This window comes from Microbacterium ureisolvens (genome assembly GCF_015278315.1).
Lineage (GTDB): Bacteria > Actinomycetota > Actinomycetes > Actinomycetales > Microbacteriaceae > Microbacterium > Microbacterium ureisolvens.
Map to the genome: position 1 here is coordinate 41,900 of NZ_JADIJE010000012.1, position 22,785 is coordinate 64,684.

The window sequence follows — 22,785 nt, forward strand, 5'->3', positions numbered from 1 at the left end:
GCCGTCAGGCCTCAGCGGGTCGCGGTCGGGGGTGGGTCGCCGGTCTCGCCCGCGCCCGGCTGCTCGAGCGGTGTCCGCGGCCGCCACACCACGACCTCGGTCGCGCGGCGGACGCGGGTGCCGTGGCGCAGGGTCACGACCGCGCCGGTCGAGCCCGCGGCGAACACACGGGCGCCGGGGCGCTTCTCGAGCTCGGCGCGCATGCGGTCTTCGAGGTCGCGGACGCGGCCGTGCAGCTCCTGCACGCGGTTCTCGAGCTCGAGGATGCGCACGATCGCGGGCAGGCCGATGCCATCCGACGACATGCGCGCGACCTCGCGGAGCTGCTCCACGTGCCGGAGCGAGTACCGCCGCGATCCGCCCTGCGTGCGGGCGGGCACGACGAGTCCGAGCCGGTCGTATTGACGGAGCGTCTGCGGGTGCATGCCCGACAGCTCGGCTGCGACGGCGATCGCGAAGATCGGGGCATCCTCGTCGATGTCGTCCTCGGTCATTTCGTCACCTCCTCGTCAGCGCTTGCGAGAACAGGAGATCTGACGAAGGTAGGACGTTTCACGCGAAATCACCCTGCTTTCGTCAGATCTCCTGTTCTCGGCACGCATGTCAGCCCCGCGCCTTCGTCATGAGGTCGGCGCGCGGGTTCTCCTTGGGCTCGAGGCTCTGGAAGCGCTCGAGCGCCTCGCGGGCGGCGTCGTCGAGGTGCGACGGCACCGCGACCTGCACCTCGGCGAGCAGATCGCCGGTGCCCTTGCTCGTCTCCACGCCCCGGCCCTTCACCCGCAGCACCCGCCCCGAGGGCGTGCCGGGTGCGACGCGCAGCCGCACGGGGTCACCCCCCAGGGTCGGCACCTCGATGGTCGCGCCGAGCGCCGCCTCGGTGAAGGTCACCGGAACGGTCACGCGCAGATTGAGCCCGTCCCGGGTGAACACCGGGTGCGGGCGCACCGTCACCTGCACCACGATGTCGCCGTTCTCGCCGCCGTCGGGCGAGCGGCGTCCGCGACCGCGCAGCCGGATCTTCTGTCCGTCGGCGACGCCCGCGGGGATCTTCACCTTGAACGGCTTGCCGTCCTCGCCCTGCAGGGTGATCGTCTCGCCCTTGGTCGCCGTGACGAAGTCGATCGTCGTGCGTGCCGTGACGTCGGCGCCGCGGGTCGGGCCGCCGTAGCCGCGGAAGCCGCCGGTCGGCTGCCCGAACCGCCCCGAGCCGAAGCCCGTGCCGCCCTGCTGCTGATTGAACATCGCGAAGATGTCGTCGAAGTCCTCGGCGCTCTGATAGCGAGCGCCGCGACCCTGGTTGAACATCGAGAAGACGTCCTCGAAGCCGCCGGCGCCGCCCTGGCCGCCCGCCGTGAAGCGGGCGCCCGAGCCCATCGCGCGGATCTGGTCGTACTCCTTGCGCTGCTCCGCGTCGGAGAGCACCGAGTACGCCTCGCTGATCTCCTTGAACTTCGCCTCTGCGGCGGCGTCGCCCTGGTTGGAGTCGGGGTGGTACTTCCGCGCGAGCTTGCGGTAGGTCTTCTTCAGGTCGGCATCGCTGACGTCCTTCGAGACGCCGAGCACCGAGTAGAAGTCCTTGTCGAACCAGTCCTGACTGGCCATGGGTCCTCCTGGACTACTCGGCCGGCACCGCGACGACGACCTTCGCCGGACGCAGCTCCACCGAGCCCAGGCGGTAGCCGATCTCGACGACCTCCAGGATCGTCGGCTCGTCCGCGCCCGGGGTGGGGACCTGGAAGATCGCCTCGTGCTGCTGCGGGTCGAACACCTCGCCGGCGGCGCCGTAGGTGATGAGGCCGATGCGCTCGGCGACGCCGCGCAGCTTGTCGGCGATCGCGGCGAAGGCGGAGCCCTCTTCGAGATCGCCGTGCTTCTCGGCGCGGTCGAGGTCGTCGAGCACCGGCAGCAGGCCCTTGGCGACGGCACCCTGCGCGCGCTGCAACTCGACCTCTCGCTGCTCCTCGGTGCGGCGGCGGTAGTTGGCGTACTCGGCCTGCAGACGCTTGAGGTCGTTCAGCAGTGCCGACTCGAGGTCGGCGAGCACGGCGTCCTCGGCCGCGGCGTCGGCGTTCTGCGCGGCGCCGAGGATGTCGTCCACCGTGAGCGCCTCGTCCTGCTCGCCCTGCCCGTCCTGCGGCGCGGGGCCGGAGGCGTTCGCCTCCGACCCCTCGCCCTCAGGCCGGACCTCTTCGCCGTCGCGCGGTTCTTCGACCGGTTCCGGGTTGTGGTCCTTGTTCGCCATGGGTTACTTCTTCTCGTCCTCGTCGTCCACGACCTCGGCGTCGACGACATCCTCATCGGGGGTCGTCTCGCCCTGGTCGCCGGCCGGAGCCTCGGCGCCGCCATCGGGGCCCGCCTGCGCAGCCTGGCCGGAGGCGTAGATCGCCTCGCCCAGCTTGCCCTGGCTCTGGTTGAGCTTGTCGAACGCCGTCTTCACAGCGTCGTCGTCCTCGCCCGCGAGAGCGGTCTTGAGGGCATCGACGTCGCCCTGGACCTCGGTCTTGACGTCCTCGGGGAGCTTGTCCTCGTTCTCCTTGATGAGCTTCTCGATCGAGTACGAGAGGGTCTCGGCCTGGTTGCGCACCTCGGCGGCCTCGCGACGCTTCTTGTCGTCGGCGGCGTGCTCCTCGGCCTCGCGCACCATGCGCTCGATGTCGTCCTTCGGCAGCGACGAGCCGCCGGTGATGGTCATCGACTGCTCCTTGCCGGTGCCCTTGTCCTTCGCCGACACGTGGACGATGCCGTTCGCGTCGATGTCGAAGGTGACCTCGATCTGCGGGATGCCGCGCGGAGCCGGCGCGATACCGGTCAGCTCGAAGGTGCCCAGCGGCTTGTTGTCGCGCGTGAATTCGCGCTCGCCCTGGAAGACCTGGATGGCGACCGACGGCTGGTTGTCGTCAGCGGTGGTGAAGGTCTCCGAGCGCTTGGTCGGGATGGCCGTGTTGCGCTCGATGAGCTTCGTCATGATGCCGCCCTTGGTCTCGATGCCGAGGCTCAGGGGGGTCACGTCGATGAGGAGGACGTCCTTGCGCTCGCCCTTGAGGACGCCGGCCTGCAGGGCCGCTCCGACGGCGACGACCTCGTCCGGGTTCACGCCCTTGTTGGGCTCCTGGCCGCCGGTCTCCTTCTTCACGAGCTCCGACACCGCGGGCATGCGGGTCGAGCCGCCGACGAGCACGACGTGGTCGATGTCGCCCACCTTGATGCCCGCCTCGCGGATGACGTCCTCGAAGGGCTTCTTGGTGCGGTCGAGGAGGTCCTTGGTGAGGTCCTCGAACTTGGCGCGGGTGATCGTCTCCGACAGCGACACGGGGCCCGAGTCGGTCAGCGACAGGTACGGCAGGTTGACCGAGGTGCTCGTCGACGAGGAGAGCTCCTTCTTGGCCTGCTCGGCGGCCTCCTTGAGGCGCTGCAGCGCGATCTTGTCGCCCGAGACGTCGACACCGGTGGTGTCCTTGAACTGCTTGATCAGGTAGTCGACGAGCCGCTGGTCCCAGTCGTCGCCGCCGAGGCGGTTGTCACCGGCGGTCGCGCGCACCTGGATGGTCGAGAAGTCGTCGTCCTTGCCCACCTCGAGGAGGGAGACGTCGAAGGTTCCGCCACCGAGGTCGAAGACGAGGATGAGCTCGTCCTCCTTGCCCTTGTCCAGGCCGTAGGCCAGGGCCGCCGCGGTCGGCTCGTTGATGATGCGCAGGACGTTCAGGCCCGCGATCTCGCCGGCCTCCTTGGTGGCCTGGCGCTCGGCGTCGTTGAAGTAGGCGGGGACGGTGATGACGGCATCCGTCACCGTGTCACCGAGGTACTGCTCGGCGTCGCGCTTGAGCTTCTGGAGGATGCGCGCGGAGATCTCCTGCGGCGTCCAGCGCTTGCCGTCGACGTCGAAGCCCCACGTGGTGCCCATGTGGCGCTTGACCGACGAGACGGTGCGGTCGACGTTGGTGACGGCCTGGCGCTTGGCGGTCTCGCCGACCAGCACCTCGCCGTCCTTGGTGTACGCGACGACCGAAGGGGTCGTGCGGAAGCCCTCGGCGTTCGCGATGACCTTGGGCTCGCCGCCCTCGAGGACGCTCACGACCGAGTTGGTCGTACCGAGGTCGATTCCAACAGCACGTGCCATGTGTTTCTCTCCTTCGTGTGGGTGGAGACGGATGCCGCCACCCGGGGTTCTGCGGAAGTCTTCTCGCGCCCTCCGGCCGGCTCACGGACCGATGGAGGGTTGAGTCGCGATGGCTCAACCATACGCCGGGGTGCGGCATCCGTCAAATCAAAGTTGATATGAGCCGACTCAACTTGCCTCGCGGTGCCGCGGGACGATAATGACGGCGTGGGAGAGATCAAGACCCAGCCGACGGAGGCGGACGTCTCGACGTTCCTCGAGGCGGCCACGCCCGCGCGTCGCCGCGAGGACGGACTCGCCCTGGCCGACATCTTCCGCGAGGTCACCGGCGCCGAGCCGGTCCTGTGGGGACCGTCGATGGTCGGCTACGGAAGCTACCGCTACGTCTCGCCGTCGGATCCGAAGCGGCAGGGCGACTGGCCGAAGACCGGCTTCTCCCCGCGCAAGGCGCAGCTGTCGCTGTACGGGCTGAAGGACCTGCCCGAGTCAGCGGCGCTGCTTCCGCGGCTGGGCACCTACACCGAGGGCGCGGGCTGCATCTACGTGAAGAAGCTCGACGACATCGACCTGGACGTGCTGCGACGCCTCATCGCCATCGCGTGGGCCCGCGGCGACGACCCGGTTCCGTGACGCGCACGACTCTGCGCGCCTGGTCGTTCAGAAGGCGACGGATGCCGCACCCGAGGGCGGCGCCGGGATCGCGCCGTGGAGCGCATCGGCCAGTTCTCGGCGTGACGGCGCCCCGAGCTTCTGCAGCACCTTGGACATGTGGCTCTCGACCGTCCGCAGCGACAGGAAGAGCTCGGCGGCGATCTCCTTGTTGGTGAGTCCGGCGGCTGCCAGCTCCGCGACCTCGCGCTCGCGTTCGGACAGCTCCACGCCGAGTGCCCGGCGGCCGCCCCTCCAGCGCGCGGGGAGCGCGATGCCGTGCTCCCGCATCGTGCGGGCGACCCGCGAGAAGTCGCGCCGCGCACCGAGCTCGCCGAAGACGGCGAGCGCGGATTCGAGCACGGCCGCCCCGCTGTCATCGCCCTGCGCCAGCCGGAATGCACCCAGCCGCTCGGCTGCCCGAGCCTCGGCGACCCGGGTGCCGCCCTCGCGCAGCGCCGCGACCGCCTCGGCGAGCATCCGCTCCACCGCGCTCAGATCGGCGGCGGTCCGCCCCTCCCCCGCCTCGGCGAGGATCGCGCGCGCGGTGAGGATCGCGGCGCGAACCAGCGGCGCATCCGCTCCTCGCGTCCGGTCGGACAGCTCGTCGACCAGATCCTGCGCGTCGGCGAGATCGCCCAGGTCCGCCCGCGCCTCGACGAGACACTGCAGGATCTCGCCACCCCAGGCCCACATGCCCTTCGCGCGGACGAGCTCAAGAGCCGTCGCCGACTGCTGCACCGCAGCTGTCGGGTCGCCGACCGCCAGCATCAGTCGCGCGAGCGTCGCGCGCGCTGCGACGAGCGGCCACACCGCCCCGAGCCGTTCCGCGTCGGCGATCACGCCGCGCAGCGCTCGGGCAGCGTCGGCGGCGCTGCCGGTGGCGGCGAGAAGCGATGCCTGCAGCAGTCGCGCGTCCAGTTCGGCACCACCGAACTCCGACGGCTGGTCGAGGAAAGCGTCGACGCGCTCGGCGATCGCCTCCCACCGGCCGGCGGCGAAATCGGTCAGGTGGGTCACCAGCTCCACCACCCCTGCGACCCGCACGTAGCCGGCCTGTGCGACCACGTCGCGCGCTTCGGCGAGGAGCGCCTCCGCACGCGGCACACGGCCGCCGTGCAGGTGTCCCTGTGCCCAGTTCAGACAGGCGCGGATGTGCTCGCGGGGGTCGGCGGTGAAGGCGGGAGACTGGCGCGTCTCGTCGATCAGCGTCAGCGCGGCGGGATCGCCCTGCTCCAGCAGCAGCGAGGCGTGCGCGATCCGCACGGAGAGCTCGACCGCGGGGTCCGCGCTGTCACGCGCGACCCGCTCGGCCAGTTCCGCCCACGCGAGGTGCTGGCCGACGGTGACCTCGACGTCGTTCTCGGGCACCGCGAGCACCGCGAGAGCGCGTGCGGCGAGCGCCGGCTGGTCGCCGAGGTCGGGCAGCGCGAGCTCGATCTGCTCGAACCCCGCTCTCGCGAATCCCTGCTGGCGCAGCATCCGTCCCAGCGCGAAGCGCAGTTCGCCGCGCAGCGACGGCTCGAGCGAACCGCCCTCCAGCAGCCGCGTGAGGATCGGCACGGCCTCCGCGTGCGCGAGGCCGTCGATGGCCACGCGCCCCAGCCGCGCCGCCACCCGCAGCCTGGTCTCCTGCGGGATCGCGCCGGACTCGACGACGTCGAGGAGGAACCGGGCCGCGGCGGAGTCGTCGCCGCGGGCGACGGCGAGGTCGGCCGCCTGCTCGGCGTGACGGACGAACTCCACGATGTTCCCGGCGCGCTTGCTGTGATAGGCAAGGCGTGCGCTCGGCGTCGGTCCGGGGCGGGCGGCGATGACCACGGCCGCACGTGCGTGGAGCCAGCGGCGGCTGGTCGCAGGCAGGCTCTCGTAGACCGCCTGCTGGGCGAGCGCGTGGCGGAACTGAGGACGGTCGTCCTCATCCTGGAGCACCCCGACCGCTTGAGCACTCACGACGGCGTCGACCACTTCGCGTGGGGAGCGCTCGGCGACGAATGCCAGGAGTTCCACATCCACCCGGCGCGACAGGACGGACGCGATCCCCACGATCTCGCGGGCGACCGGGTCGAGCCCCGAGAGCCGCTGCAGCATGACGTCGCGCAGCGCGGTGGGCACGGCGAGCCGGTCGAGGAGATCGGGCCGCTCGGGCAGGCGCTCGCTCAGCGAGCGGAGCACCTCCTCGAGCACGAAGGGGACGCCGCCCGTCTTCTCGCGCAGATCGGCGGCGACGGAGGCCGAGAGCTCGACACCCAGAGTGTGCCGGGCGAGCTCCTGCACCTCGGCGCCGTCCAGCGGCGCGAGGGTCAGCAGCGTCGCCGGACCCGCCGGCGCACGGGCGAACGCCTCGGCGATCGGCAGCGGACCTCCCCGCGTCGTCACGAGCACCGCGACATCGTCAGGCTGATGGAACGCCAGGAAGGTCAGCAGGTCGAACGTGCCGCTGTCCGCCCACTGGGCGTCTTCGAGCACGAGTGCGACGGGGCCGACATGCTGCAGGAGCGCCGCGACGGCACGGAACACCTGATGCCGGGCCGCACCGGCATCCAGGGCGGGGTCGGGCGGGGGCGGCAGCAGATGCGCGAGCTCAGGCATGAGCGGTGCCAGAGCACCGGCGACCGCACCGAGGCGCTCCGGCACGATCCACCCGGCCGCGTGCGAGAGCGCGTCGAGCACGGGTCCGAGGGGGAAGGGCTCGTGCAGCTGTTCGCACTGGCCGACCAGCACCCGGATGCCCGACAGCGCCGGGTCGCGGACCAGCTCCCGCACGAGGCGGCTCTTGCCGATGCCGGCCTCGCCCTCGACCACCGTGAGAGACGGCGGATGCGACAGCGACGCCCGGAGGAGTTGCAGGTCGCGGTCTCGTCCGACGAGCGCCGCCCCGATGGACGGCGGCAGGGAATCAGGGCCGTAATGGGCGCTGACCTGGGCCAAATTCAGTTCCTGATTCGATCCGTGCTGCTTCGTGCGAGCAATCTTCAGTGTAAAACACGGATGTTTCGGTGATGCTTCCCCGCTTAGCGTCCCGACAGCGGACCCATCGCGCGCGTCGCGCGGAACGACTCGGAGGGCACTATGCCACGTACAGGATCGACAGGAGCGCTCGGCGGCGGGAGGTGGTGGCTGGCCGCGCTTGCCACGACCGCCCTGCTCGCGGGCGGAGCGCAGGCAGGGGTGGCGGCGCCGCTCCCGGATGCAGGGGGCGAGGCGGACACGGAGGCGGAGATCCACGTGACCACCCCGGGAGCCGCTCCGGGAGCCGCTCCGGCAGCACCCGAGGCGACCGGGCCTCAGACCTACATCGTGCAGATGGCGCAGGCTCCGGTCGCGTCGTACGCGGGTGGCGACGCCGGCCTGAAGGGCACCCGTCCGGAGAAGGGCAAGAAGGTGGACCCCGCGTCGCCCGACGTCGCCGCCTATTCGGAGCACCTGCGCGGCAAGCAGCGCGCCGCGCTCGCGAAAGTGAGCAAGGGGGCGCCCGAGCAGCAATACGTCTACTCGTTCGACGGGTTCTCGGCGGAGCTCACGGCGGCGCAGGCGGCCGAACTGCTCGCGCAGCCCGACGTCGTGTCGGTCACCCCCGATCGGCTCGTGGAGTCCTCGACCGCCGACACGCCCTCGTTCCTCGGTGTCGACGCGCCCGGCGGGGTGTGGGAGCAGCTCGGCGGGCCGGAGGGGTCCCCGCGGGTCCCGGGCGCCGGCGGCGACATCGTGATCGGCGTGATCGACTCGGGGATCTGGCCCGAGAGCCCGAGCTTCTCCGACCGCGACGTCAGCGGGGGCGGCTCGAAGGTCGTCTACCAGCCGGTGAAGTTCGCCGGCGTGTGCGAGACGAAGAAGACCGTCGGCGACGATTCGTGGACCGCGCAGCTGTGCAACAAGAAGCTGGTCGGGGCACGGCACTTCAACGCGGGCTGGGGCGGCGACGCCGGGATCGCGGAGGAGCTTCCGTGGGAGTTCCTCTCGCCCCGCGACTACAACGGGCACGGCACGCACACCGCCGCGACCGCGGCGGGCAACCACGGCGTGGAGGTCACCGGCCCGGCCGCCGGGCTGGGCGAGGTCAGCGGCATCGCGCCGCGTGCGCGCGTGGCGGCCTACAAGGCCCTGTGGTCGGCGGAGGACGGCTCCACAGCCAACGGCTACACGTCCGACATCGTCGCCGCGGTCGACCAGGCCGTGGCAGACGGCGTCGACGTCATCAACTTCTCGGTATCGGGGACGATGAGCGACCTGCTCGACCCCGTCGAGTCGGCGTTCCTGAACGCGGCCGCCAGCGGCATCTTCGTGGCAGCCTCCGCCGGCAACGACGGGCCGGCGGCGAGCAGTGTCGCACACCCGTCGCCGTGGGTGACGACCGTGGCAGCGGGGACGCACAACCGCAGCCTCGTCGGCTCCGTGACGCTGGGCGACGGCATGAACATCGCAGGAGCCTCCGCGGCTCCGAAGAGCGTCGGCCCCGTGCCGCTCATCGACGCCGCCCGGGCGGGACTTCCCGGCGTGGCGCCGGAGAAGGCCGCGCAATGCTGGGCCGCGGTCGACAACGAGGGGGCGGCTGTCCTCGACCCCGCTCTGGTGGCCGGCAAGATCGTGGTCTGCGATCGCGGCGAGACGGCCCGCGTCAACAAGGGCCGCGCGGTGGCCGAGGCCGGCGGCGCCGGCATGGTGCTCGTCAACACCGGGCCCGAAAACGTCGTGGCCGACTTCCAGGCCGTCCCGAGCGTGCACGTCACCGACACCCACCGCGACGCGATCAAGGCCTATGCCGGGACGGGCGGCGCCACGGCGACGATCGCTCAATACGAGATCGACCTCGACACCCCTGCGCCCCTGGTCGCGGAGTTCTCGTCGCGCGGCCCCAGCGCCGCCGCGGCCGGCGACCTGCTCAAGCCCGACCTCATCGCGCCCGGACAGGACATCCTCGCGGCCGTCGCGCCGCCCGGGCAGGCCGGTGCTGAGTTCAACCTGATGAGCGGAACGTCGATGTCGGCGCCGCATGTCGCGGGCCTGGCCGCGCTGCTCGCTGATCTGCACCCGGACTGGTCGCCGATGATGATCAAGTCCGCGCTCATGACGACCGGCACCGACGTGCTCGACGCCGACCCGACTGACCCTGCGGTCCTCTACGGGCAGGGCGCCGGCCACGTCGCCCCGAGCTCCGCCGTGGACCCCGGCCTCGTGTACGACAGCGGCACGCAGGACTGGCTGGCGTTCCTGTGCGGCACCTCGAACGGCGTCGCGGAGCAGACGTGCGACGACCTGGAGGCGGCCGGGCACTCGCTGGACGCGAGCGACCTCAATCTCGCGTCGATCGCGGTGGGCCGCCTCGGCGGGGCGGGACAGACCGTCACTCGGGAGGTGACCAACGTGGGCGCCACGGCGAGCACGTATCGCGCGGAGGTGACCGGCCTCGAGGGCCTGGAGGTCTCGGTGGAGCCGAGCACCCTGACGCTCCAGCCCGGCGAGAGCGCGCGGTTCGCCGTCACGCTGGCTGTTCCGGAGGGTGCGAGCACCCAGGCCCTGGCCGGTCAGCTCACGTGGACCGACGGTGATCACACCGTCCGCAGCCCGATCGTCGTGCGCGGCGCGCGCAACGGCTCTGAGACGTGGGAGGCGCGCTTCGACGGGACCCCCAACGCCTTCGGCGACGCCAGCGACGTCGCGTTCGGCACGGAGGTCACACCCGACGGCGCACGGCTGATCGTCGCCGGCAACAGCTACCCCGCGGGCTTCGGGACGTTCAGCCCCGACTTCGTCACCGCCGCCTACGACCCCGCGACGGGTGAAGAGCTGTGGTCGAAGACCTATGACGGTCCTGTCCAGGGCGGCGACGAGCTTTCGGGCTTCGGGCTGAGCCCTGATGGGTCGAAGGTGTTCGTCGCGGGCACGTCGAGCGGTGACGGCACCGAGTCCGACTACCTCACGATCGCGTACGACGCGGTCAGCGGCGAGCAGCTGTGGCTCCAGCGCTTCGACGAGAAGGGGCTGGGCGACCTCGTGAGCGGCCTGACCACGAGTCCCGACGGGAAGCTGGTGTTCGTCACGGGCTACGTGACGAAGGAGCAGTCCCTCGACTACGCCACCATCGCGTACGACGCCGCGACCGGCGAGCGCAAGTGGATCTCGTACTTCGACGGACCGGTCCAGGGCACCGAGGACGCGCGCGACATCGCGGTGAGCCCCGACGGCACCACGGTCGTGGTGACCGGGCAGAGCACCGGACCGGAGGGCACGGGCCTGGCGGTGTTCGGCACGGTCGCCTACGACGCCGTCACCGGCGCGCAGCTGTGGGCCGAGCAGTACAGCGGTCCCGCGCACTGGCTCGACGTCGCGACGACCGTCGCCATCGGCACGGACGGCACCGTGTTCGTGACGGGGTCGAGCACCGCCGACAGCAGCGACTGGACGACCATCGCCTACGACGGCGCGACCGGAGACGAGCTGTGGACCAGCCGCTACGACGGTCCCGGTGCCGCGACGGAGGCCCCGCGGACGTCCATCGTGTCGCCGGACGGCGCCACTCTCGTGGTGACCGGCAACTCGGATGGTGTGGCCGGTGACGCGGACTACGCCACCATCGCCTACGACACCGCGACGGGCGCGCAGCGGTGGGTCGCGCGCCAGAACGGGTCGGCGGTGAACTCCATGGACATCTCGCAGGCGGTCACGGTGACGCCGGACGGCCGCCACGTCATCGTCAGCGGATTCATCGAGGACAGCGTCGCGCGACGGGACTACGGGACGTTCGCCTACTCCCTCGCGACCGGCGAGCAGGTCTGGTCGGCGACTTACGACGCCGGCTTGGGTTCCGACTCCGCCACCGCGATCACCAGTGACATCACGGCGGACGGCGTCCTCCGGGTCTTCGTCACCGGCGGCAGCGCGGTGCTGGAAGGGGAGATGGAGGGCGACTCCGACATGACGACGCTGGCGTACTTCGCGCCGGTGCCGGTCGGCTGAGCCGATCCGTCCGCTCGGCGGCGCCGTCCCGATCGGGGCGGCGCCGCCGCTTCTGTGCGACCGGGAGCCACACCACCGCGGCGCGACGGCGCCGGAACGCGATCTGGAAGACTGCCGGGATGCCCGTCTTCGATCACCTCGGCATCACCGTCGAGGACCTCCCCCGCGCGATCGCACAGTTCCATCCCGTGATGGACGCCCTGGGACTCACCCGCTACGACGCCGACAACGGCGTCTCATGGCACACCGAGGGTGAGACCGAGCTGATCCTCTTCCCCGCGCGCGAAGCAGGCTCCGGTCCGCACCGGCACGGCCGGGTCGGCTGGCAGCACCTCGCCTTCGCGGTCGACTCGCGTGCGGAGGTCGACCGGCTCCACGCGATCGCCCTCGCGGCGGGCTGGACGCCGGTGCGCGAGCCGAAGCTCTACCCGCGCTTCAACGACCGCTACTACGCGTCGTTCCTCGAAGACGACAACGGCATCCGCATCGAGTTCATGCACAACCCGCCGCGCGAGGACGCCGAGCGCCCGGGCGACGGCGAGCAGGACGCGGGGCGCTCCGGCTAGATCGAGTGCGCGAGGGTCTGCAGGCCGACGACGAGGAGTCCCAGCGCGACCAGGATCGCCAGCGCGATCACCTGCTTCCACCACGCCAGATCGGAGCGGCGCACCGCGAACCAGCCGATGACGGCGAGGGTGGCGATGTAGACGATGGCGGATGCCCGCAGCGCAGTCTCGAGCGGCATGACTTCGAGCAGGGCGAGCAGCAGCAGGATGCCGGGCGTCAGCAGGGTGCCCAGCGCGCCCCCGGCGATGCGCGTGGAGATGATGAGGTCGGTCCTGCCCGGGAAGGTCCGGTGCACCGATAGGTGCGAGATGACGTCCGACACGAACCCGGCGGCGGTGATGCCCACCACGCCGAGGATCAGCGCCCAGAATGCGTGGTCGGCCTCAGCGTGCTCGCTGGAAGCCACCACCAGCACGATCGCCAGTCCGGTGAAGGTCGCGTAGACCCGCTCCTTGAAGTAGGCGACGACCGCCTGCTCCCCGCCTTCGACCCGCTCCAGGTGCTCCCTCGCGCGGTCGGTGCGGCTGCGTCTGCTCACCCGAGGAGCGTCCCTTCCGCGGCGGCGCTGGCCTTCGGATCGGGCAGCCGCCGCATCCGGAAGGCGTTGAGCACGCCGAGCAGCGCCGCGAGGATCGGGATCACGAGGGCCACCTGCAGGGCGAGGTGCCGCGCCTCGGTGTTGATGCGGACCACCTCGTCCGCGGCCTCGGGAGGCTCGTCCGCCAGCAGCTCTTCCAAGCCGGAGTTCGACATCAGCTCGGCGTCCTCCTCGAGGACGGTGGCCACCTGCTCCTGCTGGTCTCTCGTCAGGACCGTGCTCGAGTAGGCGAGGGAGGTGAACGACGCCGCGAGGGTGGCGAGCATGATGGCACCGGCGAACGCGAGCCCGAACGAGAGACCGAACGAGCCCGCCGCGGAGTTGACCCCGGCGGCCTCGCTGACCCGCTCGTCGGAGATCGGCGAGAGCGTGTAGTTGTTGAGCTGCGAGACGAGCAGGCCCAGGCCCGAGCCGGCGACGATGAGCGGCACCGTGAGCCACCACCCGGTGTCGGCGATCGGCACCAGCGGGACGATGGCGATGAGACCCACCGCCGCGAGCGAGAACCCGATAAGGATCAGATTCGCGGGGCGCCCCTTGCCGCGCCGTCCCGCCCAGATCGCGACCGCGAACATGCTCAGCGACAGCGGCGCGATCGAGAGCCCGGCCTGCAGCGCGTTGTACTCGAGCACCATCTGCAGGTACAGCGGCAGCACGATCATGGTGCCGCCGAGAGCGATCTGCTGCAGCAGCTGCCCGCTCACGCCGGTGCGGAACGGCTTCGACGAGAACAGCGCCGGGTCCAGCAGGACCGGCTTGCCCTTCTTCTTTCGCGCGTTGAGCCACCACGCCAGGCCACCGAGCGCGACCGCACCCAGGCCGATGATCAGGCCGACGTAGCCGCCGCCCTCCTGCCACACCAGGATGCCGAGCACCACGCCGCCCATGCCGATCACCGACAGACCGGCCCCGACGAGGTCGATCGACCGGTCACCGTGATACTTCACGTCCTTCACGAGCCCGACCCCGAGCAGCACCACCAGGATGATCAGCGCCTCGAGTCCGAACGCGACGCGATAGGACCAGAACGTCGTGATGAAGCCGCCGAGGAGCGGCCCGACGGCGGCGGCGATCGCCGCCGACGCACCGACCAGTGCGTACACACGCTTCTGGTGCTCGCCGGCGAAGTTGCCGTGGATGAGCGACTGCATGGACGGGAGGAGGAGGGATGCCCCGATCCCGCCGATCAGCGCCCAGAAGATGATGACCGCGGTCAGGCTCGTGGCGAACGTCATCGCGACCGCGCCGACCGCGTACCCGCACAGCCCCAGGATGTAAGCCAGCTTGCGGCCGATGAGGTCGCCTGTCTTGCCGCCGATGAGGATGAACGCCGCCGAGACCAGCGCCTCCAGCGCGATCGCCCCCTGCACGCCGCTCGCCGTCGTACCGAGCTCCTGCACCACCGCCGATATCGAGACGTTCATGATCGAGGTGTCGACGACGAGCACGAACATCGCCATGGCGAGAAGGAGCGCGAGGCGCCCGTTGAAGGGCGCTGCAGCGGCAGAATCACCTGTCATGAACGAAGCAAACCACCGCGACGCTTCCGAGCGCTACGGTGAATCCGCACCAGCCGTTCAGCGAAGGGGTCCTCAGTGTCCGACATGAACTCTTCCGACACGCCCCCCGCCTCCCGGCTGCCCGATTTCGCCGGCACCACGCCGACCGACGCCATGGCCGCCGCGGTCGACGCGGACGGCCCGGCGCGCACGAGCGGACGCGCGGTGCTCGCGTGGGGGCTGTGGGACTGGGGGTCCGCAGCCTTCAATGCGGTCGTCACCACCTTCGTCTTCACCGTGTACCTCACCAGCGAGAGCTTCGGCGCCTCCGGGACGGTCGAAGCGCAGCTGGGCTGGGCGCTGGCGGGGGCCGGTCTTCTCATCGCGCTGCTCGCACCGGTCACCGGTCAGCGCTCCGACACGTCCGGCCGCCGCAAGCTCTGGCTCGCGGTGAACACGTACATCGTCGTGGCGATGACGGCGGCGATGGTGTTCGTCGCCCCCGACCCCGCGTACCTGTGGCTGGGCCTGCTCCTCGTCGCGGCGGGCAACATCTTCTTCGAGTTCGCCGGCGTCAACTACAACGCGATGCTCTCGCAGGTCTCGACACCGCGATCGATCGGCCGGGTGAGCGGCTTCGGCTGGGGAATGGGGTACGTCGGGGGCATCGTGCTGCTGCTGATCGTGTACTTCGGCTTCATCCAGGGACTGTTCGGCGTGCCTGACGAGGACGGCTGGCCGGTGCGCCTGGCGATGGTCGTCTCGGCGGTCTGGTTCGGCCTGTTCGCCCTGCCGGTGCTGCTCACGGTGCCGGAGTACCGCGGTGCCGGCGCACGGCGTGAGCGCATCGGCTTCTTCGCCTCCTACGCGCGGCTCGGGCGCGACATCGCGCGACTGTGGCGCGAGAGCCGCCACACCGTGTGGTTCCTGCTGGCCAGCGCGGTGTTCCGCGACGGTCTGGCCGGCGTCTTCACGTTCGGCGGTGTGCTCGCGGCATCCGTCTTCGGCTTCTCGGCGGGTGAGGTGATCATCTTCGCGATCGCGGCGAACGTCGTCGCCGGGGTCTCGACGATCGCCGTCGGCGCGCTCGACGACAAGCTCGGGGCCAAGCCGGTCATCGTCGCCGCGCTCATCGGACTGGTCGTGTCGGGCCTGCTCGTCTTCTTCCTCCACGACGGCGGGCAGATCGTGTTCTGGACCGCCGGCCTGGCGCTGTGCCTGTTCGTCGGGCCTGCTCAGTCGGCGTCCCGCACCTTCCTCGCCCGCATCATCCCGGCGGGCCGCGAGGGCGAGGTGTTCGGCCTCTATGCGACGACGGGCCGCGCGGTGTCCTTCCTCGCCCCGACGATGTTCGCGCTCTTCGTCGCCCTGTCAGGCGAGGCGTACTACGGCATCCTCGGCATCGTGCTCGTGCTGCTGGCCGGGCTCCTCCTCCTGCTGCCGGTGCGGGCGACCCCGCAGAAGATCGCGGACTGAGCGCGCGGCCTCGGCCGCGCTGAGAAGCGCTCGGGTCGCTCCGGGCACGTGGCCGTCACCGGCGGGCGTGCGGAGACGGTCACCCCGATCGGCTACCCTCGCTTTCGGTGACTCGTCACCGTGCGACGGGGGGTCGTCGCGCTGTCCTGCGCCACCTCGCCGACCCCGAAAGCAGCCGTGCCGACCCGCCCGACCTCGCACCTGCAGCGCCTGCGCGCCGAGCGGCTTCGCGCCGCGCGTCACCAGCGGGCGGTCGCGTACTGGTGCGTCATCCTCGCCCTGCTGGTGTCGCTGTGGATCGGCACGAGCGTCGTGCCCCCGGAGTGGCTGCGCACACCGGCACTGTTCGGGCACCTCGCGTCGGTGATCGTCGGCCTCGGCGCCGCCGTGCTGCTGGAGCTCAGCGGACTGCTCTGGATGCTGCGCCGCTCGGCGCTCGACGACGTGCGACGTGTCGAGCGGACCGTCACCGGGCTGGCCTGGCTGGGCATCGCAGGGCTGTTCGCGACGGGCGCCTTCCTGCAGCCCGACCTCTCTCAGCCGCTCACCGTCATCAAGATGAGCGCGGTGCTGCTGGCGGCGATGAACGGCGTGGCCATGACACGCCTGACCGACGAGCTCGCACGTCTCCCCGCGGGCGTTCGCTTCGGCGCACTCCCCCGCCGACTGCGCGTCTGGTGCGTCTGGAGCGCCCTCGTCTCGCAGGCGGCCTGGTGGACGGCCGTGCTGATCGGGATGCTGAACACCGCCTCTCGGTGATCTCCCGAGATTCTCGCGCTCGCCTCGCAACCGCACTCGGGTTAGGCTGTGGCCTTACCGGACTACCCGGCCGGTGACCCCCCGCCCGGCCTCACGGCCGCACCGACCTCTAGGATGCTCATGCGCGACCGCATGCGCGGCGACGAGGACGCGCCCGGACCTCGCCGCGGCCAGTCTTCGAATCCGGTGACCGCACCGATGCCCTCGGCGTCGCCGTCGACCCCCGCCCCCGTCTTCTCCACCGCTCCGGCCGCCCCGGCCGCGACCCCCTCCGCACCCTCCGCGTCGTCCGGAAACCGGGCGACCACCGCTTCGCCGAAGAAGCCGTCGGCGATCGAAGAACGGCGCGAACGCCGCCGCAGGCGTCGCCGCCAGCTGATGCTGTGGGGCACCGTCGCCGGCATCGTCGTGCTCGTCGGGTCGATCGGCTCGGTCTCGTACGCGATCGTCTCGAACCTCTCCGACTCCGAGCCCACCGCCGCCGAACCCGCTCCGCAGGCGCCGGCCGAGGTGGAGCTCATCGAGTTCCCGCAGGACGAGCCGGCCGCGACCGCCGGCGCAGAGCCGTGTGCGAGCGTCCGCGTGCTGTCGTCGTTCGAGAACGCCGAGATGGTCGAGAGTCTCGCGGCCGCGTACAACAGCCAGCCGCGCAACGTCGCCGGCTCGTGCGTCACCGTCACGACCACCAAGGACAAGTCCGGCGTCGCCGCCGCCGTGGTGGCGACGGGCTTCCCGAACCTCGCCGACGACCAGAAGCCCACGGTGTGGCTGCCCGACTCCTCGACGTGGGCCGATGTCGCCCAGGCGCAGGGTGCCACCAACCTCCGTGCGGAGGGCGCGAGCGTCGCGATCTCCGACATCGTCCTCGCGGTGCCCGAGCGGCTCGCCGAGACGATCGGGTGGGATGCCGAGTCGCCGAGCTGGTCCGAGATCTTCGAGGCCGCCGGCGACGCCGAGCTGTGGAGCGGTCTCGGGCACCCCGAGTGGGGCGCCTTCAAGCTCGGGAAGACGAGCCCTCTCGTGGCGACCTCGGGTGAGGCGGCGATGTTCGCCTCGTTCGGCACGGCGTCCGGCTCGGTGGCCGACCTCGCCGTCGCCGACGTGCAGAACACGACCGTCCAGGCGCAGGTGCACGAGAACGAGACCGCGACGAGCCACTACATGGCCACGCCCGAGCATTTCCTGTGGCACGCGCGCCAGGCCGAGGCGTCCGGTTCCGCCGCCGACTTCCTCTCGGCCGTCATCGTCGACGAGAAGTCGGTGTGGGACTACAACCGCGGCATCACCAGCCGCGACGGCATCAACCGCACGCAGGCGGAGCCCCCGGCCGAGCAGCTGGTGCCCATCTACCCGACCGACGGCTACTACTCCGCCGACAACCCCGTGATGCGACTGACCGGCCCGTGGATCGATCCCGTCGAGTCCGAGGCGGCCGCCGACTTCATCCGCTTCACGCACACCGCGCAGGGTCAGTCCGCCGTGCGCTCGGCCGGGTACCGCGATCTCAACCGCGCCCTCGACGAGGGCGTCGCCAAGGTGGGCCAGCTCGACGCGGCGCAGCGCGGCACCCTGGCCTTCCCGGGCGCCGACGTGGTCACGGCCGTCCAGGCCTCATTCCCGGAGGTGCGCAAGCGCGCGAACGTGCTGTTCCTGCTGGACGTGTCGGGATCGATGGACGAGCCGATCTCGGCGTCCGACACCAAGCTCACCCAGGCGCGCAAGGCCATCGAGGAGGCGCTCGGGCACTTCACGACCGGCGACGACGTGGGCCTGGCGGCGTTCGCGCAGGCGCCCGACGGCGCGATGGTGCCGGGCCTTGTCTCACCGGTCGCCGACATCGGCTCATCGCGCGACGCGTTCCTCGGCGCGCTCGGCGGCTTGACCTCCATGGGCGACACCCCGCTCTACCAGGCGGTCGACACGTTCGCGGCGCAGCAGGCGTCGGCCTGGTCGGCCGATCACATCAACGCCGTCGTGCTGCTGAGCGACGGCGAGAACGACGCCCCGAACGCGCCGACGATCAGCGCCGACGAGATGCTCGCGAACCTGAAGGACATGCACCACGCCACGCCGGTGCTGATCTTCACCCTCGCGTACGGTGCCGACGCCGACGTGGCGACGCTGCAGTCGATCTCGAGCGCGACGGGCGCGCACTACTACGACGCGACGGATCCCTCGAAGCTCGAGGCCGTGCTCGGAGACCTGGTCACGAGCTTCTAGGAGTTCGGCGGTGCCGGCCGATCCGCATCCGTCTTCGCGGAGGACCGGCCGTCATCCGCCGGGCTCCCGGCGGGCGGCACCGACGCCTGACCAGGCCGTCCCCGCAACCAGCGCGGCAGCTGCGGCCAGCGGACGCCGCGCTGATCGGGGCCCTCGACCTCGAGCCCGTAATAGTCGCCGATCCTCTCGACGAACGCGTCACGCCGCGCATGGTCGTACGCGGCCCGCTCGCGCCGGAATGCGACGATCGTCGACCAGCACATGAGGAGCATGACCACGCTGAAGGGCAGCGCGATCGTGATGGCCGCCGTCTGCAGGGCTGTCAGCCCGCCGGTGAGGAGGAGCGAGACCGCGAGCACCGCGGTCACCAGCGTGAAGAAGGTGCGGATCCACTTCGCCGGCTCCTGGTTGCCTCCGGTGGCGATCATGCCCATCACCAGCGCTCCCGAATCGGCCGACGTCACGAAGAAGATCGAGATCAGCACGATGATGCCGATCGTGAGCACCGTGCTTCCCGGGAAGTAGTCCACGAGCTGGAAGATCGCGCCTTCGAGGTCGACTGTCCCGTCGGGGAGGGTCATCGAGCCTGGGTCGCTGAGCTCGAGCGCCAGCGCGGAGCCGCCGAGCACCGCGAACCACAGGATCCCCATCATCGTCGGCACGATGATCACGCCGAGCACGAACTCGCGCACGGTGCGCCCCCGTGAGATGCGTGCGATGAAGATGCCGACGAACGGCGACCACGAGATCCACCAGCCCCAGTAGAACGACGTCCAGGATGCCTGCCACTCCTCGCCCGCCTGGCCCTGGAAGGCGCTGACGTTGAACGACAGTCCGATGTAGTTCTGGATGTAGCCCCCGATCGACTGCACCCACTCCCGCAGCAGGAACTCCGTCTGCCCGAAGACCAGGAGGTACAGCAGGAGCACGCCGGCCAGGATCAGGTTCGCCGACGACAGCCACTTCATGCCGCGGCCCACCCCGGACAGGACCGACATCAGCACGAACACCGTGATGATCCCGATGATGAGCACCTGCAGCCCCACCGTGGGCTCTCCGAGCCCGGCCGACTCGAGCCCGGAGCTGATCTGGAGCACGCCCAGGCCGAGCGAGGTCGCGACGCCGAAGAGCGTGCCGGCGAGGGCGACGATGTCGATCGCATGACCCCACGGGCCTTCGACGCGTTTGCGCCCGAGCACCGGCTCGAGGGTCCACCGGATCGAGACCGGCCGCCCGCGTCGGTGGATCGCGTAGGCGAGTCCCAGACCGACGACGACGTAGATCGCCCACGCCTGGACGCCCCAGTGAAGATAGGTCTGGGTCAGCGCCTGCTGGGCCAGCTGCTCCGGGGTGCCGCTCACACCCGGTCGCGGCGAGACGTAATGGCTGAGCGGTTCGCTGACGCCGTAGAAGACGAGGCCGATCCCCATCCCGGCGGCGAACAGCAGGGCGAACCACGCGCCGACCGAGAACTCCGGCTTCTCGTCGTCGCGGCCGAGCCTGATGTCTCCGAACCGCGAGAAGCCCATCACCAGCGCGAAGGCGACGAAGAAGGCGGCGATGAGCACGTAGTACCAGTTGAAGGCGTTCACGATGCTCGACTGGATCGCCGCGAAGAGCGCATCCGCCGCTCGCGGAGCGATGATCGCGAACGCGCTGAAGACCATCACCACGGCGGCTGCCGGCCAGAACACCCACCGCTGGATGCCGGCGCCGACGATCACGCGCTCGGACTCGCCCGGCAGCGTGCCGGCGCCGTGCTCGTCCTCATGGTCGGGCGGGACGGCGCCGGATGAGACGCGCCTGTCCGGTTCGTCGGTCACGCACCCACGCTATCCGCGTGACTCCCGAGCAGGTAGGCCTCACACGCCGGGCCACGAGTCGGCGAGCTTGGTCAGCAGCCGTGCCAGCTCGGCGCGCTCGGCGTCGGTGAAGGCGGCGAGCGCGGCGTCGATCGCCTCGCGCCGCTCGCCCCGGAAGCCGCGCACCAGCCGCGTTCCGGCATCCGTCAGCGCCACGCGGGTGCGACGAGCGTCGTCAGGGTCGGCCTCGCGGCGAGCCAGTTCGAGCTCGACCGCCTGCTGTACGAGTCGCGACGCGCGCGGCTGATCGACGCCGATCGCGTCGGCGATCTCGCCCACCGAGAGGGGGTGGGATGCCGCGGCCAGCGCCTCGAGCAATCGCATCCGTGCCGGCCCGCCGATGCGGCCGCCCGCGCCCCAGGGCGGGGGTCCGAAGCCCCCGGGCGGGCCGAAGCCCGGTCCGCCACGACCCCAGGGACCGCCGCGGCCTCCGCGGCCGGGGAAGCCGCGGGTGGGGTCTTCGCCGTGGGCGTGGTCCGAGTCGTGCGCGTGGCCCGCGTCCGTGTGGTCCGCGCCGTGGCCGCTGTGTCCGTGCCCGCCGTGCGGCCCACCGTGGCCGTGGGCGTGCGTGCCCGCACCGTGCGGGCCTTCGGCCCACGGCGGTCGCGGCATCCGTCGACCGCGCAGACGCGCGAGCGCAGCGGCGATGGCATCGGAAGGGTCGTCGGGTGCGGACGGCATGCGTCCAATTTACATGCGACTTGACATGGATTCGGAATCCATGTCACACTGCATGTACATGTACAACGACATATAGTTCGGCGGCCAGCCCGGTCGCCCGCGAAAGGACTTCCTCATGAACCACCTCGACGACAACGAAGAGAACAACGACAACACCGGCGGCGACCAGGCCGCCCGGCCCACCGAACCGCGCCCGCTCGGCTACTGGCTGCGCGCCGTCGACGCGCTCCTGACACGGGAGTTCGCCACGGCGCTCGAGGCAGAAGGCCTCACGCGACGGGACTGGATGCTGCTCAATGTGCTCGCGGGCGATGTCGACGCCCCCGAGCTCCGCGAGCGCCTCGCCCGCAAAGGCAAGCGCCTGCGCGGACTGGAGGAGCGCGGCTGGGTCCAGCAGAACGGCGACGGCACGTGGACCCTCACCGACCTCGGCACGAGCGAGAAGAAGCGCATCGGCGAGATCGTCGACGGCATCCGCGCCCGTGTCACCGCCGCCGTCGGCGACGACGAGGCTTACACCGCCCTCACCGGCTCGCTCGAGGCGATCGCCCGCGAGCTCGGCTGGGACGAGAGTGCGGCGGGCCGCAGACGCGGCTCCGGCCGTGGCTTCGGCCGCGGTCGCGGCTTCGGTCGCGGTCGTGGCGAGGGCTTCGGTCCCGGGTTCGGTCCCGGATTCCGCCCGGGCCACGGCGGGCCCGGCTTCGGCGGCCCTGGCTTCGGCGCCCCGCGCTTCGGCGGGCACCCGCACCCGTTCGACCCGGACCTTCACGACGCCTACGGAGACGCCCACGGCCACGGCCCCGGCGGTCACGCCCACGAGGCATGGGACGACGGATGCCGCGGCCACCACCCGCACGCCGCACACGGTCACCGCGACCACGGTGCGCACGGCCGCGGCGGCCACCACGGCAGCCACGACCAGCACGGCCACGGCGGACACCATGGGCGCGGCGGACACCACCGTCACGGCGGTCGCGGCTCGCAGCACGCCTACGAGCGCGGCTTCGACGCCGGGTTCGCGCGTGGCCGGGAGGCGGGCGCGGCCTGAGCCGCGGCATCCGTTCCCTCCCCGCACGCGCAGCCGCGGACCCGCAGCTGCGGACCCACCGGACGACACGCCGCGCCGATCACCTTCGGCGCGGCGTGTCTCTCATCGTCTCCGTACCAGCGGAGCCCCGCCCCGAGGCCGGCGAAGTCCGGACGTCGCACCGAGCGGCACAACCCCGTTCCAGGTTTCCCACCAATCCGGGCCCTCAAGCCTGCGAAGTCCGGACATCGCACCGACCGGCACAACCCCGGTCCAGGTTTCCCACCGATTCGGCCCCGAAGGGCTGCGAAGTCCGGACCCCGCCCCCGCCGAGAGCCCCCACCGAAACGCCCCGGGCGGCAGCACCGCACCGG

At 71.2% G+C, this 22,785-nt stretch carries 16 protein-coding genes; 7 read left to right on the plus strand and 9 right to left on the minus strand.

All coding sequences use genetic code 11. The features are described 5' to 3' along the window. Window positions 1–11: 11 nt before the first annotated feature. From IM767_RS16710 to dnaK, 4 genes are all read right to left on the minus strand, one after another. The gene (locus tag IM767_RS16710; RefSeq protein WP_109208584.1) at window positions 12–494 is read right to left on the minus strand and encodes a heat shock protein transcriptional repressor HspR; all 483 of its coding nucleotides are present in this window, start codon (window positions 492–494) and stop codon (window positions 12–14) included. 109 nt (window positions 495–603) lie between these two features. Beyond that, window positions 604–1,602, minus strand: coding sequence for a DnaJ C-terminal domain-containing protein (locus tag IM767_RS16715; protein WP_109208585.1), 999 nt, complete (start codon window positions 1,600–1,602; stop codon window positions 604–606). 13 nt (window positions 1,603–1,615) lie between these two features. After that, window positions 1,616–2,242 (minus strand): nucleotide exchange factor GrpE, encoded by a 627-nt coding sequence (locus IM767_RS16720; RefSeq protein WP_109208586.1) that lies wholly within the window; start codon window positions 2,240–2,242, stop codon window positions 1,616–1,618. A 3-nt stretch (window positions 2,243–2,245) separates the two neighbouring features. Further along, window positions 2,246–4,117 (minus strand): molecular chaperone DnaK, encoded by a 1,872-nt coding sequence (dnaK, locus tag IM767_RS16725; protein ID WP_109208587.1) that lies wholly within the window; start codon window positions 4,115–4,117, stop codon window positions 2,246–2,248. 207 nt (window positions 4,118–4,324) lie between these two features. Between dnaK and IM767_RS16730 the strand changes: the two genes are divergently transcribed. Then, a complete protein-coding gene (locus tag IM767_RS16730) occupies window positions 4,325–4,747 on the plus strand; it encodes a DUF1801 domain-containing protein (protein WP_109208588.1) in 423 nt (140 codons plus the stop codon). A 27-nt stretch (window positions 4,748–4,774) separates the two neighbouring features. Here the strand turns inward: IM767_RS16730 and IM767_RS21055 are convergent, their stop codons facing one another. Next, on the minus strand, window positions 4,775–7,696 hold the full coding sequence (locus tag IM767_RS21055) for an ATP-binding protein (RefSeq protein WP_162564189.1): 2,922 nt from the start codon (window positions 7,694–7,696) through the stop codon (window positions 4,775–4,777). Window positions 7,697–7,837: 141 nt separating this feature from the next. Here IM767_RS21055 and IM767_RS16740 point away from each other — a divergent pair, with 141 nt between their 5' ends. Together IM767_RS16740 and IM767_RS16745 are read left to right on the plus strand one after the other, a co-directional pair. After that, the gene (locus IM767_RS16740; RefSeq protein WP_162564190.1) at window positions 7,838–11,722 is read left to right on the plus strand and encodes a S8 family serine peptidase; all 3,885 of its coding nucleotides are present in this window, start codon (window positions 7,838–7,840) and stop codon (window positions 11,720–11,722) included. A 119-nt stretch (window positions 11,723–11,841) separates the two neighbouring features. Beyond that, window positions 11,842–12,288 carry a VOC family protein gene (locus IM767_RS16745; RefSeq protein WP_109208591.1) on the plus strand — a complete coding sequence of 149 codons (447 nt, stop codon included), beginning with the start codon at window positions 11,842–11,844 and terminating at the stop codon, window positions 12,286–12,288. Here IM767_RS16745 and IM767_RS16750 read toward each other — a convergent pair. Next, a complete protein-coding gene (locus IM767_RS16750) occupies window positions 12,285–12,827 on the minus strand; it encodes a hypothetical protein (protein WP_198426066.1) in 543 nt (180 codons plus the stop codon). The genes IM767_RS16745 and IM767_RS16750 overlap by 4 nt on opposite strands. Further along, entirely contained in the window at window positions 12,824–14,407 is a 1,584-nt protein-coding gene (locus IM767_RS16755) for an MFS transporter (protein WP_109208592.1), read from the minus strand. The genes IM767_RS16750 and IM767_RS16755 overlap by 4 nt, the downstream gene beginning before the upstream one ends. A gap of 84 nt (window positions 14,408–14,491) precedes the next feature. Between IM767_RS16755 and IM767_RS16760 the strand changes: the two genes are divergently transcribed. From IM767_RS16760 to IM767_RS16770, 3 genes are all read left to right on the plus strand, one after another. Further along, complete coding sequence (locus tag IM767_RS16760) at window positions 14,492–15,862, plus strand: MFS transporter (protein WP_109208836.1); 1,371 nt, start codon at window positions 14,492–14,494, stop codon at window positions 15,860–15,862. Between the two features lie 177 nt (window positions 15,863–16,039). Then, window positions 16,040–16,621, plus strand: coding sequence for a hypothetical protein (locus tag IM767_RS16765; protein ID WP_109208593.1), 582 nt, complete (start codon window positions 16,040–16,042; stop codon window positions 16,619–16,621). Window positions 16,622–16,741: 120 nt separating this feature from the next. Beyond that, entirely contained in the window at window positions 16,742–18,841 is a 2,100-nt protein-coding gene (locus tag IM767_RS16770; protein WP_109208594.1) for a vWA domain-containing protein, read from the plus strand. On the opposite strand, the gene IM767_RS16775 is transcribed toward IM767_RS16770, so the two are convergent. After that, window positions 18,838–20,586: a BCCT family transporter gene (locus IM767_RS16775; protein ID WP_277924954.1), complete on the minus strand. Its 1,749-nt coding sequence runs from the start codon at window positions 20,584–20,586 to the stop codon at window positions 18,838–18,840. The genes IM767_RS16770 and IM767_RS16775 overlap by 4 nt on opposite strands. 117 nt (window positions 20,587–20,703) lie before the next feature. Further along, window positions 20,704–21,384, minus strand: coding sequence for a MarR family winged helix-turn-helix transcriptional regulator (locus IM767_RS20885; RefSeq protein ID WP_239453073.1), 681 nt, complete (start codon window positions 21,382–21,384; stop codon window positions 20,704–20,706). Window positions 21,385–21,499: 115 nt separating this feature from the next. On the opposite strand from IM767_RS20885, the gene IM767_RS16785 reads away from it, so the two are divergent. Then, window positions 21,500–22,432, plus strand: a complete 933-nt coding sequence (locus IM767_RS16785) for a MarR family winged helix-turn-helix transcriptional regulator (RefSeq protein ID WP_109208597.1) — start codon at window positions 21,500–21,502, stop codon at window positions 22,430–22,432. Window positions 22,433–22,785: the final 353 nt, after the last annotated feature.